Origin of the sequence: Streptomyces sp. HUAS TT7, assembly GCF_051550175.1 — a bacterium.
Lineage (GTDB): Bacteria > Actinomycetota > Actinomycetes > Streptomycetales > Streptomycetaceae > Streptomyces.
The window spans coordinates 5,920,923-5,934,156 of sequence record NZ_CP196175.1 but is presented as its reverse complement, the minus strand read 5'-3'; the positions used below and the strand labels follow the sequence as shown (position 1 = coordinate 5,934,156).

General features: G+C 68.3%; 8 protein-coding genes and 3 tRNA genes. 6 read left to right on the top strand and 5 right to left on the bottom strand.

What is annotated here, in order from left to right; genetic code table 11:
- Window positions 1-2: 2 nt before the first annotated feature.
- Window positions 3-2,225 (top strand): hypothetical protein, encoded by a 2,223-nt coding sequence (locus tag ACSHXC_RS26685; RefSeq protein WP_438294019.1) that lies wholly within the window; start codon window positions 3-5, stop codon window positions 2,223-2,225.
- Between the two features lie 213 nt (window positions 2,226-2,438).
- A complete protein-coding gene (locus ACSHXC_RS26680) occupies window positions 2,439-3,380 on the top strand; it encodes a hypothetical protein (protein WP_438294018.1) in 942 nt (313 codons plus the stop codon).
- A gap of 216 nt (window positions 3,381-3,596) precedes the next feature.
- Here the strand turns inward: ACSHXC_RS26680 and ACSHXC_RS26675 are convergent.
- From ACSHXC_RS26675 to ACSHXC_RS26665, 3 genes are all read right to left on the bottom strand, one after another.
- A tRNA-Ile gene (locus tag ACSHXC_RS26675) sits at window positions 3,597-3,670 on the bottom strand.
- Window positions 3,671-3,834: 164 nt separating this feature from the next.
- A tRNA-Asn gene (locus ACSHXC_RS26670) sits at window positions 3,835-3,907 on the bottom strand.
- Between the two features lie 5 nt (window positions 3,908-3,912).
- Window positions 3,913-3,985 (bottom strand) — tRNA-Asn (locus ACSHXC_RS26665).
- A 171-nt stretch (window positions 3,986-4,156) separates the two neighbouring features.
- Here ACSHXC_RS26665 and ACSHXC_RS26660 point away from each other — a divergent pair.
- The 4 genes from ACSHXC_RS26660 to ACSHXC_RS26645 all read left to right on the top strand — a co-directional run bounded on the left by ACSHXC_RS26660 (window position 4,157) and on the right by ACSHXC_RS26645 (window position 9,786).
- Window positions 4,157-4,456 carry a YtxH domain-containing protein gene (locus ACSHXC_RS26660; RefSeq protein ID WP_438296842.1) on the top strand — a complete coding sequence of 100 codons (300 nt, stop codon included), beginning with the start codon at window positions 4,157-4,159 and terminating at the stop codon, window positions 4,454-4,456.
- A gap of 89 nt (window positions 4,457-4,545) precedes the next feature.
- Window positions 4,546-5,991: an FGGY family carbohydrate kinase gene (locus ACSHXC_RS26655; protein WP_438294017.1), complete on the top strand. Its 1,446-nt coding sequence runs from the start codon at window positions 4,546-4,548 to the stop codon at window positions 5,989-5,991.
- A gap of 130 nt (window positions 5,992-6,121) precedes the next feature.
- Window positions 6,122-7,855, top strand: coding sequence for an ABC transporter ATP-binding protein (locus tag ACSHXC_RS26650; protein ID WP_438294016.1), 1,734 nt, complete (start codon window positions 6,122-6,124; stop codon window positions 7,853-7,855).
- A complete protein-coding gene (locus ACSHXC_RS26645) occupies window positions 7,852-9,786 on the top strand; it encodes an ABC transporter ATP-binding protein (protein WP_438294015.1) in 1,935 nt (644 codons plus the stop codon). Before ACSHXC_RS26650 ends, ACSHXC_RS26645 begins: the two co-directional genes overlap by 4 nt.
- A 50-nt stretch (window positions 9,787-9,836) precedes the next feature.
- Here ACSHXC_RS26645 and ACSHXC_RS26640 read toward each other — a convergent pair whose 3' ends face one another.
- Both ACSHXC_RS26640 and dnaG read right to left on the bottom strand, forming a co-directional pair.
- Window positions 9,837-11,087: an RNA polymerase sigma factor gene (locus ACSHXC_RS26640; RefSeq protein ID WP_438294014.1), complete on the bottom strand. Its 1,251-nt coding sequence runs from the start codon at window positions 11,085-11,087 to the stop codon at window positions 9,837-9,839.
- Between the two features lie 241 nt (window positions 11,088-11,328).
- Window positions 11,329-13,221: a DNA primase gene (dnaG, locus tag ACSHXC_RS26635; protein ID WP_438294013.1), complete on the bottom strand. Its 1,893-nt coding sequence runs from the start codon at window positions 13,219-13,221 to the stop codon at window positions 11,329-11,331.
- Window positions 13,222-13,234 lie beyond the last annotated feature (13 nt).

Sequence of the window (13,234 nt, the reverse complement as noted above, 5' to 3'; positions counted from 1 at the left end):
ATATGCCCACATACCAGGAAATATTGGCGACCGACCTGTCCACATTGACCACGGCGGCGACGAAGTGGGACGAAATGGCGGGGCAGTTCAAGGAACGCGAGACGCTGTACCACGACAAGGTGCACATCATCACGCTCCCCACTACGTGGGTGGGTGAGAGTTCACAGACCGCGAACGCCACCTTCAACATCACCCTGAACGAGTACAAGAACGCCCAGACCGAGGCCAAGGCGATGGCCTCGCTTCTGAGGGACGCCCACTCCCAGTTCGCGGAGCTGCGGAAAAAGGTTGAGTCCGAACGGGACGCCGCCATCAAGGATGGCATGACCGTCTCGGCCACCGGTTACGTGACCTTCGACACGAGCAAGCTCGACACGGGCGAGCTGAGCGCCTACCACCACGACCCGGATTACCAGCAGTCTGCTCGGAAAAAGGCGTCCGACTGGCAGAGCCGTATCGACAACGCCGTAAAGAGCGTGTGCGACGCGGACGAAGGATTCGAGGTCGCCCTCACCCTGGTGGTCAAGGACTCCGACGTCATGGACGGGACCAGCAACGGGTTCAACGGAAGAGCCAAAGGCGACATCGAGCAGTACGAGGCGGACGAGGGCAAGGAGCTCGCGCTGCGCATCGACTCGGGCGAGGCGACCGCCCACGACTACCAGGAGTTGCAGCGCCTCTTCCGTGACAACTCAGGCGACAAGGTGTTCAGCCAGACCCTCCTGGATGAACTGGGCGCCGACGGAACCGTGAAACTCTCCAACTCCCTCGACAGCCTCGCCTATTACAAGGACAAGAAGCAGAGCGGCCAGTACTTGGACCTCCAGAAGGGCCTCGCCACGACACTGTCCACGGCGACCAGGGACCCCAACTCCGCCTTCTACAAGCACTTCCGCAGCGAAATGCAGAAGGCCGGTACCGAGGAATTCAAGCTGGACGGCCTGAGCAAGATCCCGAACGAGCGGGTTCGCGGCTACCAGAGCCTGGTCACCCTGATGCAGCACGGGGACGGCTATTCGGGCCAGTTCCTCAAGGACACCGCGGACGACATCCGGCACGCGGAGACGTCGTACCTGTCCAAGGGGAAGCTCGACTCGGTCTGGTCACTGCGGGACAAGTTCAGCGGCGGCGACCGCGGCTGGTTCGCCAACGACCCGCTCGACGGCGTCCTCGGCATCATGTCCCACGACCCGGCGACCAGCACCGCGTACCTGGACCCGGCCCACAGCGACAACCTCAACTACCTGCTGCACGGCCGGGATTGGGACACCGTGGTGGACCATTTCGCGACGCCACCCGGCGGCACCACACAGGGCATGCCGGTCACCGTGGAGGACGGCGACGTCCGCAAGGGCTTCGGCGCCGCCCTGGAAGCCGCGACGACGGGAAACGCACCGGGGACGTACCACCCCATCGGACACCATTCCGCGGCCCAGGCGAGCATCCTGCAGCAGACGATCGACACGCTGAACGCGGACAACCACGCCCAGCAGCTGCCGAAGAACCTCACTCAGCCTTTGGCGCACATTCTGACGTCTTACACGGCCGATACGCATGAGACGTTCGGTCATTCAAATTCTCACTTCTCCTCCGACAACCCAAACGGCGTCTGGGACGAAAAGCAGGGCGCACACCTGACCGCACCGATCGACCAGCTCACCAGCGTCATGCGGGGTATCGCCAACGACCCCGAGGCTTTCGGCCATCTCTACGGGGCGGAGCAGATGTACTCACATGACGTTCTGGCCGCCATTCCAAGTGACGCGAACCAGGATGCGATCACGGTTCCCATCAATAAGAACTCGCGCGCCATAGGTGCCTACGACGGCATACGGTCGGACATCATATTTGACCAGCGGTTCCAGAAAACACAATGGGCCGCCGACTTCAACCACGGAATAGGTACCTCCCTGGGCACGGCACTGATGTTCAATCCCGTGTCCAGCCTCAGCCCTGTCGGAGACCTCGCTACGAAGAGTGTCGACCTGTGGACATACGAATCCAACAAGGAACACACAGCCGAGGCGAATCTTGCAGCCACCAAGGAGAATGCCATGACCTATGACGCCGGCCAGCGCGACGTGGAGCACATGATCAGGCAGTGGGCGCAGAGCCGTGGTCACGACATCGACAGCAACTACACGCAGTCCGCCATTCAAGACGGCCAGAATTCCTACAGCGATGGCCGCAACTACGCACTTCTACACCTCCGGTCCGATCGCTGACCCTCGGGTGGAACGACTCTCAACAGAATGAGCACCATGCAGATGATCTCCAGACTCCGACGGATCCACCCCGGCTGGTACGTGGGGACACTCGTCGTGTCTCTGGCCATATTGGCCCAAGTCCTATACAGCACAGGGATATATGACTCCTGGCGCGACAGCCGATCAGTGGACCAGGCGTGCGACGGACTTCTGGCACAGGATGGGCTTCACATGGCTCTGCAGTCCTCGAAGCTGCGTGGCGAGCAACTCGACAGCGGGCATGGCCTTCTGACCGATTGCATGGTCAAGAGAGCCGAAAACGGTGCGGACGGCGCCCTGGTGGTGAGTCTGCAATGGAGCGGAGCCACGGCTACCTCCACCGAGCCCCGCGCCTGGTACACCGACCTTCGCAACGGAGCCAGGGCACAAGCGGCTCCGCTCGGCCAGGGTTGGCCTGGCATCATCCGGTATCGCGGCGCCCCAACGATCATGGTGACACTGGACTGCCAGAACGACAGGACCAAGGCCCTCGTCGCGCTGGGCGTGCTCATGAACACGCCGGACGGCGCCGCGTCGGCGGCCGGGCCCGTTCTCACCGGGCTGGGCCGTGTCACCGCCGAGACCGCCCAGAAGGCGGCCGCGAAGTACGGCTGCCGGGCGAACGGTGGCGAAAAGCTGACGGACGTGACGCTGCCTCCTTACGGCGCCAAGACCAGGCCGGCCAAGCCGCTGGACCAGTCGCAGGGATCCTGCGCCGCACTGCGTGGCCTGGCCCCGCAAGCGACCCAGAGCGGCGTTCCGCAGGCGATGGAGTTCCCGGCGGACACACAGGCACCCCAGGTGAACTGCTACCTCGCCACGTCGTCCCAGAAGCCCGGATACGGCCTGTTCGCCTTCTACGGCGCGAGCGCGAAGGCACTCCGGGCAGGCGGCGTGCCCTCCTCCTTCAAGATGCCGGACGAGCCGAAGGACTACGCCTGGGCCACCGCGAAGTGCCCCCAGTCCACCGAACCGGCCGCGTTCCTGCTCACGCGCCTCTACGACCCCGACACCAGCACGCACCCCGTCCCCCACCACTCCCCCGACTTCGCGAACACCGCTCTGAAGGCATTCGCGGACAACGAGGCGAAGCAACGCAGGTGCACCGATGTGCGGATGACGGCAGAGCCGTAGCCCTACCGAGGGGGCGCCGGGCGGGGACGCGAGGCCCCGCCCGGCGGCCGTGCGACACACGCGCCCAGGGTTGAGGGGGCCGTGCGGGTGATCGCCCGAAGGAGGTCACCGTCCGTCTCCGGTGAGGCCCGGCGGCCCCTCCCCGGAGGAAGCCGCGACGCTTCCCAGAAACGCCGAAGGCGCAGGCCAGATCGTTTCTGCACCTGCGCCTCATAGTGGGGCGGGTGGGACTCGAACCCACGGCCGACGGATTATGAGTCCGCTGCTCTAACCGGCTGAGCTACCGCCCCTAACGGCGCGTCGCGCACATTTGTGCGCGCCGTCTGCCGCAGCATAGCCGCTCATACGATCTCCTGCCTCGGATGGTCGGCTTCGCACGCCCATGAGGACTTCGCGGGGGTCCCAGCGGTTCCACGGGATACGAAAAAGGACCCCGAAGGGTCCGATTCCGCTGCTCTCCCGACTGGACTCGAACCAGTAACCTGCCGGTTAACAGCCGGCTGCTCTGCCAATTGAGCTACAGGAGATCGAGCTCCCCCGACTGGACTCGAACCAGTAACCTGCCGGTTAACAGCCGGCTGCTCTGCCAATTGAGCTACAGGGGAATGCCTCGTTGCATCGAACGTACCTACCCGGGGTGGTCCCGGGCGGCGTGCGTTCGCTGCGACACATACATTAGCGCAAGCAGGGGGGTGCTCCGCCAATCGGTTCCGCCCCGGGTGATCACGGGGCTGCGCGGGTAGGCGCGGCACACACGCTAGGGAAGGGTGACCGCCATGCGATACCAGCTCACGTTCGCCGCCGGACTGGCTCTCGGATACGTGCTCGGAACCCGGGCAGGGCGCGAGCGTTACGAGCAGTTGAAGAAGTCCGCACGTCAGATGGCGCAGAACCCCGCGGTGCGGAACACCGCCGAGTCGGCCGCGCAGACCTCGCGCGAGGCCGCGGGCAAGGCCTTCCATGCCGTGAGCGACAAGTTCGGGGACAGGATGCCCGCCTCCGTCGCCGACCGGGTGCGCTCCCTGCGCGAGCGCGGCCAGGGCGCCGAGGACGACTGGGGCACCAGCAACACCTGAACCACGGGCACCCGCCCTTCTGCGTCCGACACCGTTGTCCCGGCCACCCTCGTCCCAGGAGTCCCTCGCGTGCGGCAGAATCTTCAACCATGGGGATAGTCGCCGGGCTGGACAGCTCTTCCGCCTTCACTCGCATCGTCGTCTGCGACACGGACACGGGTGCCGTGCTGCGACAGGGGTACGCCCCGCACCCGGTCGAACCGAAGGCGACCGAGGTCGATCCACAGGCCTGGCTGCTCTCGCTCGGCGAGGCCGCGACCGGCGGGCTCCTCGAAGGAGTGCAGGCCATCGGCGTCGCGGCCCAGCAGCACGGACTCCTACCGCTGGACGCCCAGGGCAATCTCGTACGGGCCGCGCTGACCGGGAACGACAAGCGGGCGCAGGTCGCCGCCGCCGATCTCATCGACGGGCTCGGCAGCCGCGAGGCCTGGGCGAAGGCCGTCGGATGTGTGCCGCAGGCCGCTCAGGCCGTGGCCAAGCTGCGGTGGCTGGCGCGGACCGAGCCGGAGGCCGCCCAGCGCACCGCAGGTGTTCTGCAGGCACACGACTGGCTGGTGTGGCAGTTGCTCGGCCGGCCCGCCCGGCGCACCACCGACCGCGGCGCCGCCTCCGGCACCGGCTACTGGTCCGCCGCCACCGGCTTCTACCGCCCCGATCTGATCGAGCTCGCACTCGGCCACCAGGTGGCGCTGCCCGAGGTGCTCGGGCCCTCCGACGCGGCCGGCACCACCCCCGAGGGCCTGCTGATCTCCGCCGGTACGGGCGAGACGATGGCGGCCGCCTTCGGGCTCGGCGTCGGCGCGGGCGACGCGGTGGTCTCGCTCGGCGCGTCGGGCTCGGTCATGGCCGTGCATCACGAGGCACTGGCCGACCCGAGCGGGATGATTACGTCCTTCGCCGACGCCACCGGGATGCATCTGCCGGTCGTCCATACGAGCAATGCCGTGCGGACCCTGCGCGGTACGGCGGAGATGCTCGGCGTCGAGGATCTCGCCGAACTCAGCGCGCTGGCCCTCAAGTCCACCCCCGGCGCCTGCGGTCTCGTCCTGCTGCCGTATCTCGAAGGCGAGCGCACGCCCCGGCTTCCGCATGCCGCCGGGACGCTGTCCGGGCTGCGGCGCGAGTCGATGAAGCCCGAGCACCTGGCCCGGGCCGCCTTCGAGGGGATGCTCTGCTCGCTGGCCGACGCCCTGGACGTGCTGCGGGTACGCGGGGTCGACGTCCGGCGGGTCTTCCTGCTCGGCGCCGCTGCCGAACTGCCCGCCGTGCAGGCGGCCGCGCCGGCCATTTTCGGCACCCAGGTCGTGGTGCCCCAGCCCGCCGAATACGCGGCACTCGGCGCGGCGCGGCAGGCCGCCTGGGCGCTCGGCGTCTCCCAGGGCACCCTCGCCCCGCACACCCCGCCGGCCTGGCAGGGCGCGGCCGCGCAGATCTTCGAGCCCGGCGAGGAACTGGCGACGGGGCAGGCGGTGCGTCAGCAGTACATCGCGACGCGTGACGAGATCCACCCGGGCGCCTTCGGCCAGAGCGCTTGACGCGGACCGGGCATACGCTCTTTGCTATTCCTTTTGACTTCACCCCGATAATCGCTTGAGCTTCCAGGGGTGGAGTGTCGCAAGATGGGGGGTCGAACCCCCCGATCTTGCCGACCCGGAGAGCCTGCGCGTGCTCATACGACTCCTGCGGTCCCATCTAGGGCCGTACAAGAAACCGATAGCCCTGCTGGTCCTGCTGCAACTGCTGCAGACCAGCGCCACCCTTTATCTGCCCACCCTGAACGCGAACATCATTGACAACGGTGTCGTGAACGGGGACACGGGTTACATCCTGGGACACGGCGGCATCATGATCGCCGTCAGCCTCGTCCAGGTGTTCTGCAACATCGGTGCCGTCTTCTACGGGGCCAGGACCGCCGCGGCCCTCGGGCGCGACGTCCGGGCCGGCGTCTTCGCGCGGGTGCAGTCCTTCTCGGCCCGCGAGGTCGGGCACTTCGGGGCACCGTCCCTGATCACCCGCACCACCAATGACGTCCAGCAGGTCCAGATGCTGGTGCTCATGGCGTTCACGCTGATGGTGTCCGCGCCGATCATGTGCATCGGCGGCATCATCATGGCGCTCGGCCAGGACGTTCCGCTCTCCGCGGTGCTCCTCGCCGTCGTCCCCGTCCTCGGCATCGCGGTCTCGCTGATCGTGCGCAGGATGCGGCCGCTGTTCCGCACCATGCAGACCCGCCTCGACACGGTGAACCGCGTGCTGCGCGAGCAGATCACCGGCAACCGCGTGATCCGCGCCTTCGTACGCGACGAGTACGAGCAGGGCCGCTTCAAGGGCGCCAACACGGAGCTCACCGACGTCTCCCTGGCCACCGGCCGCCTGATGGCGCTGATGTTCCCGACCGTCATGACCGTCGTGAACGTCTCCTCGGTCGCGGTCGTCTGGTTCGGTGCGCACCGCATCGACAGCGGCGACATGCAGATCGGCCAGCTCACCGCGTTCCTCGCGTACCTCATGCAGATCGTGATGGCCGTCATGATGGCCACCTTCATGTTCATGATGGTGCCGCGCGCCGAGGTCTGTGCCGAGCGCATCGAGGAGGTCCTCGGGACCGACACCAGCGTGGTGCCGCCCAAGAGCCCGGTGCTCGAACTGCGCCGGCACGGCCATCTCGAAGTGCGGGGCGCCGACTTCAAGTACCCGGGCGCGGAGGCCTCCGTGCTGCGGGGCGTCGACCTCACGGCCCGGCCCGGCGAGACCACCGCGATCATCGGCTCGACCGGCAGCGGCAAGTCGACACTGCTCGGGCTCGTGCCACGGCTCATGGACGCGACCGACGGCCAGGTGCTCGTCGACGGCGAGGACGTGCGCACCCTCGACCCGGTCCTGCTCGCCAAGACCGTCTCCCTCGTCCCCCAGAAGCCGTACCTGTTCTCGGGAACCGTGGCCACCAATCTGCGCTACGGCAACCCCGACGCGAGCGACGAAGAACTCTGGCACGCGCTCGAAGTGGCCCAGGCCAAGGAGTTCGTCTCCCAGTTGGAGGGCGGCCTGGACGCGCCGATCGCGCAGGGCGGCACGAACGTGTCCGGCGGTCAGCGCCAGCGGCTCGCCATCGCGCGCACCCTGGTGCAGCGCCCGGAGATCTACCTCTTCGACGACTCCTTCTCGGCGCTCGACTACGCCACCGACGCGGCGCTGCGCTCCGCGCTCGGCCGCGAGACCGCCGAGGCCACGGTCGTGATCGTCGCCCAGCGGGTCTCCACCATCCGGGACGCCGACCGGATCGTCGTCCTCGACGAGGGACGGGTCGTCGGGACCGGCCGCCATCACGAGCTGATGGCCGACAACGAGACGTACCGGGAGATCGTGCTCTCCCAGCTGACGGAGGCTGAGGCGGCATGAGCGGGCCCGGTGGACGCATGATGATGGGCGGCGGCCCTGATCAGCGGTCTCTGAATTTCAAGGAATCCGGAAAACGGCTGGTCAAACGGCTGGCGCCGGAGAAGGCCATCCTGAGCGTGATGCTGCTCGCGGTCGTGGTCAGCGTCGGCCTCTCGGTGGTCGGGCCGAAGATCCTCGGCAAGGCGACCGACCTCGTCTTCGCCGGTGTCATCGGCATGACCCCGCAGATGCCCGCCGGGATCAGCAAGGCGCAGGCCATCCAGGGCCTGCGGGACAAGGGCCAGGGCGGCCTCGCCGACATGCTCTCCGGGGTCGACTTCACGCCGGGCAAGGGCATCGACTTCGGCGCGGTCGGCACCGTCCTGCTCACCGCCCTCGCGGTGTACGTGGGAGCCGGCCTCGCGATGCTGGTGGCGACCCGGCTCGCCAACCGGGCCATCAACAAGACCGTGTTCCGGCTGCGCGAGGACATCCAGACGAAGCTGTCGAGGCTTCCGCTGTCGTACTTCGACAAGGCCAAGCGCGGCGAGGTGCTCAGCCGAGCGACCAACGACATCGACAACATCTCGCAGACGATGCAGCAGACGATGGGCCAGCTCATCAACTCGCTGCTCACCATCGTCGGCGTCCTGGTGATGATGTTCTGGATCTCGCCGCTGCTCGCGCTGGTGGCGCTGATCACGGTGCCCTTGTCGGTGGTCGTGGCGACGAAGGTCGGCAAGCGGTCGCAGCCGCAGTTCGTCCAGCAGTGGAAGTCGACCGGCAAGCTCAACGCGCACATCGAGGAGATGTACACCGGGCACGCCCTGGTGAAGGTGTTCGGCCGCCAGCAGGAGTCGGCGGACGCGTTCGCCGAGCAGAACGACGCGCTGTACGAGGCGTCGTTCCGGGCGCAGTTCAACAGCGGCGTCATGCAGCCGCTGATGATGTTCGTGTCCAACCTGAACTACGTCCTGGTGGCGGTCGTCGGCGGGCTGCGGGTCGCGACGGGCTCGCTGTCCATCGGTGATGTGCAGGCGTTCATCCAGTACTCGCGGCAGTTCTCGATGCCGCTGACCCAGGTCGCCTCCATGGCGAACCTGGTGCAGTCCGGGGTCGCCTCGGCCGAGCGGATCTTCGAGCTGCTCGACGCCGAGGAGCAGGCCCCCGACACGGCCTCGCCACAGCGCCCCGAGGTGCTGCGCGGCGCGGTCGCACTGGAGAACGTGTCCTTCCGGTACGAGCCGGAGAAGCCGCTCATCGAGGACCTCTCGCTGGCGGTGGAGCCCGGGCACACGGTCGCGATCGTGGGCCCGACGGGCGCCGGCAAGACCACGCTGGTGAACCTGCTCATGCGGTTCTACGAGGTCACCGGCGGCCGCATCACCCTGGACGGGGTCGACGCGGCGAGGATGACCCGCGAGGAACTGCGCTCCGGGATCGGCATGGTGCTCCAGGACACCTGGCTGTTCGGCGGCTCCATCGCCGACAACATCGCGTACGGCGCCGCCAAGGAAGTCACCCGCGAGGAGATCGAGGAGGCGGCGAAGGCAGCCCATGCGGACCGGTTCATCCGCACCCTGCCCGAGGGCTACGACACCGTCATCGACGACGAGGGCACCGGGGTCAGCGCGGGCGAGAAGCAGCTCATCACCATCGCGCGGGCGTTCCTGTCCGACCCGGTGATCCTGGTCCTCGACGAGGCGACGAGCTCGGTCGACACCCGTACCGAGGTGCTGATCCAGAAGGCGATGGCGCGGCTCGCCCACGGGCGCACGTCGTTCGTCATCGCGCACCGGCTCTCCACGATCCGGGACGCGGACGTGATCCTGGTGATGGAGAACGGCTCGATCGTCGAACAGGGCACGCACGATGAGCTGTTGGCGGCGGAGGGCGCGTACGCGCGCCTGTACGCGGCCCAGTTCGCGCAGGCGGTTGCCGAAGTCGACTGATCCGTCCGGCAGTTGGGGCCGATGCGCCGAGCGCGTCGGCCCCTTCGCGTTCAGTCCAGGTATCCCCGCAGCTGATCCGCGAACGCGTGATCGCGGAGCTTGTTCAGCGTCTTCGACTCGATCTGGCGGATCCGCTCGCGCGTCACGCCGAAGATGCGCCCTATCTCCTCCAGCGTGCGCGGCCGCCCGTCGGCGAGCCCGTAGCGCAGCTGGACGACCTTGCGTTCGCGCTCGCCGAGCGTGGAGAGCACGGCCTCCAGATGCTCGCGGAGCAGCAGGAACGCGGCGGATTCGACGGGGGACGCGGCGTCGCCGTCCTCGATGAGGTCACCGAGCGCGACGTCGTCCTCCTCCCCCACCGGCGCGTGCAGCGAGACCGGTTCCTGGGCGAGGCGCAGCACTTCGCCGACCCGCTCCGGGGTCAGGTCGAGGTGGGCGGCGACCTCGTCCGGGGTCGGCTCGTAGCCGCGCTCCTGGAGCATCCGGCGCTGGACGCGCACCACGCGGTTGATGAGCTCGACGACGTGGACCGGGACGCGGATGGTGCGGGCCTGGTCGGCGAGCGCCCGCGACATGGCCTGCCGGATCCACCAGGTCGCGTACGTCGAGAACTTGTAGCCACGCGCGTAGTCGAACTTCTCGACCGCCCTGATCAGTCCGAGGTTTCCCTCCTGGACGAGGTCGAGCATGGTGAGCCCGCGGCCGACGTACCGCTTGGCGACGGAGACCACCAGGCGCAGGTTCGCCTCGATGAGACGGCGTTTCGCCATCCGGCCCATGACGACCAACTTGTCGAGATCCACCGCGAGTTGGGAATCCGGGTCGGGGGTATTGGCCAGCTTCTCCTCGGCGAACAGACCGGCTTCCACGCGCCGGGCGAGCTCGACCTCCTCGGCCGCGGTGAGCAGCGGGATGCGCCCGATCTCGCGCAGGTACTGGCGGAAGAGATCGGAGGACGGGCCGCCGGTATCCACCCTGCCCGGTTGCGGGTCGGGTGGTTCGGGGGCCTCTTCCTCGGCGGCCGGTTCGGTCGCGGGGCCGGTTTCCGGGCCGGCCGGATCCGCCTCCGGGTGGTGTACGGCCCGAGACTGCGGCGGTACGGCCGTGACGACGTCGTTGTCGGTCAGGGTCTGGGTCTGCACGGGGGCGACCTCCAGGGTGATCGCTGCCGGATCGGGGGCGTGCGGCAGCGGGACGGGGGCGGCCGGGCCGCTTTCCGTCCCGTACACGATGAGCGGATCCGCGGGGGTGAGGTGCCCACCCCCGGGGGTGGGCCGGCCGCGCTCCGAGGACTCAGGCACCGCAACCCAGTGTGGGGTACGACACATGGTCGCCGCGACGGGCGTGCGGTGACTTTTTGAAGCCGGTGTGTGACCGGGTGGTTACCCGGACGGATATGCCACCGCGGATGCGCCCACGCGTCTTACGGACCGCGAACGTCCAACCGGATGCCTGTAGTTGGGACGAAGGCCTTCTCCCGGACACGTACCCAGGACGGCCGGGGTTATGGGCGGCCGGGGTTCGAGAGCGGGCCTGCGGGGCTCAGAGTGCCGCCGCGCCCTTGTTGCGCAGGGCCTGGCCGTACTGCTGGAGGACCCACAACTCGTTCTGGACGGCGGCCAGTTGCGCCGGGTCGCCGTTCTGGCCCAGGCGGGCCAGGGTGCCCTGGATGTCCAGGAGGCGGCGGTCGACGGCCCGGCGGCGGACCGCCACCAGCTGCTCGCCCGCGTACGCCTCGTCGACCGTGCGGGCGTGGATGGCCTCCACGGCGAGCTCGGTGACCAGGGCGCGGACCACGTCGTTGGGGGCGGAGTCCATGACGGCCGGGAGGTAGTCGGAGGGTGCGTCGGTGGCGCCGCCCGCCTCCTGGATGCACTGGCGGACCGCCGCGTAGGGCGGCGCGGTGAACTCGTCGACGCCGTACGCGTCGAACGCCGGGGAGACCAGGTGCGGGTGCTGCAACGCCAGCTTGAGGAGCTCGCGTTCGGTGCGGTGGGCCGGGCTGCGCAGGTTCAGGGCGGGGCCCGGGGCGGCGGCCACGGGGCCGGCGGTCTCGTACTGCTGGCGGCGGTGCTGCGTGGGCGCGGGGCCCTTGCCGCCGCGGTCGCGGGCCCAGCGGGCGAGCTGGGCGACGCGCTTCACGACGAACTGGGTGTCCAGGATGCCGAGGATTCCGGCGAGTTGGACGGCGACCTCGTGCTGGGAGGCGACGTTCTTGATGCGGGCGACGATGGGGGCCGCCTCGTCCAGGGCCGCGGCCCGGCCCGCCGGGGTCTCCAGGTCGTAGCGCCCCACGATCTGGCGGATCGCGAACTCGAAGAGCGGGGTGCGGGGCTGGACCAGGTCCGCGACCGCCTCGTCGCCCTTGACGAGCCGCAGGTCGCAGGGGTCCATGTTGTCGGGGGCGATCGCGATGTACGTCTCGGCGGCGAACTTCTGGTCGTCCTCGAAGGCGCGCAGGGCCGCCTTCTGGCCGGCCGCGTCGCCGTCGAAGGTGAAGATCACGCGGGCCGAGCCGTTGTCCATCAGGAGGCGGCGCAGGATCTTGATGTGGTCGCCGCCGAACGCCGTGCCACAGGTCGCGATGGCGGTCGTGACTCCGGCCAGGTGGCAGGCCATGACGTCGGTGTAGCCCTCGACGACCACCGCGCGGCTGGACTTGGCGATGTCCTTCTTCGCCAGGTCGATGCCGTACAGGACCTGCGACTTCTTGTAGATCGGCGTCTCGGGGGTGTTCAGGTACTTCGGCCCGTTGTCGTCGTCGCGCAGCTTGCGGGCGCCGAAGCCGACGACCTCTCCGGAGACGTCGCGGATCGGCCACATCAGGCGGCCGCGGAAGCGGTCGATGGGGTTGCGGCGGCTCTCCTGGGCGAGACCCGACGTCAGGAGCTCCTTGTCGCTGAAGCCCTTGCCGCGCAGGAAACGCGTCAGGTGGTCCCAGCCCGCCGGGCTGTAGCCGACGCCGAAGTGGGCGGCGGCGGCCTGGTCGAAGCCGCGCTCGGCGAGGAACTTGCGGCCGATCTCGGCCTCGGGGCTGCCGAGCTGCTCGACATAGAACTGGGCGGCCGCCTGGTGCGCCTCGACCAGGCGGATACGCTCGCCGCGCTGGTGCGAGGGGTTGTAGCCGCCCTCTTCGTAGCGCAGCGTGATGCCGGCCTTGGCGGCGAGCCGCTCGACCGCCTCGGAGAACGACAGGTGGTCGATCTTCCGGATGAAGGCGATCGTGTCGCCGCCTTCCTGGCAGCCGAAGCAGTGGAAGAGACCCTTGCTCGGGCTGACCTGGAAGGACGGGGACTTCTCGTCATGGAAGGGGCAGAGGCCCTTGAGGTTGCCTCCCCCGGCGTTCCTCAGCTGGAGGTACTCGGACACGACGGCGTCGATCGGGACCGCGTCCCGTACCGCCTTCACGTCGTCATCGTTGATCCTGCCTGCCACGCATGAAGTCTAC

Excerpts from the sequence above, each read along its gene's own strand:
- ACSHXC_RS26685 (WP_438294019.1), top strand. The coding sequence starts at position 3 with ATGCCCACATACCAGGAAATATTGGCGACCGACCTGTCCACATTGACC.
- ACSHXC_RS26680 (WP_438294018.1), top strand. The coding sequence starts at position 2,439 with ATGGCTCTGCAGTCCTCGAAGCTGCGTGGCGAGCAACTCGACAGCGGG.
- ACSHXC_RS26660 (WP_438296842.1), top strand. The coding sequence starts at position 4,157 with ATGCGATACCAGCTCACGTTCGCCGCCGGACTGGCTCTCGGATACGTG.
- ACSHXC_RS26655 (WP_438294017.1), top strand. The coding sequence starts at position 4,546 with ATGGGGATAGTCGCCGGGCTGGACAGCTCTTCCGCCTTCACTCGCATC.
- ACSHXC_RS26645 (WP_438294015.1), top strand. The coding sequence starts at position 7,852 with ATGAGCGGGCCCGGTGGACGCATGATGATGGGCGGCGGCCCTGATCAG.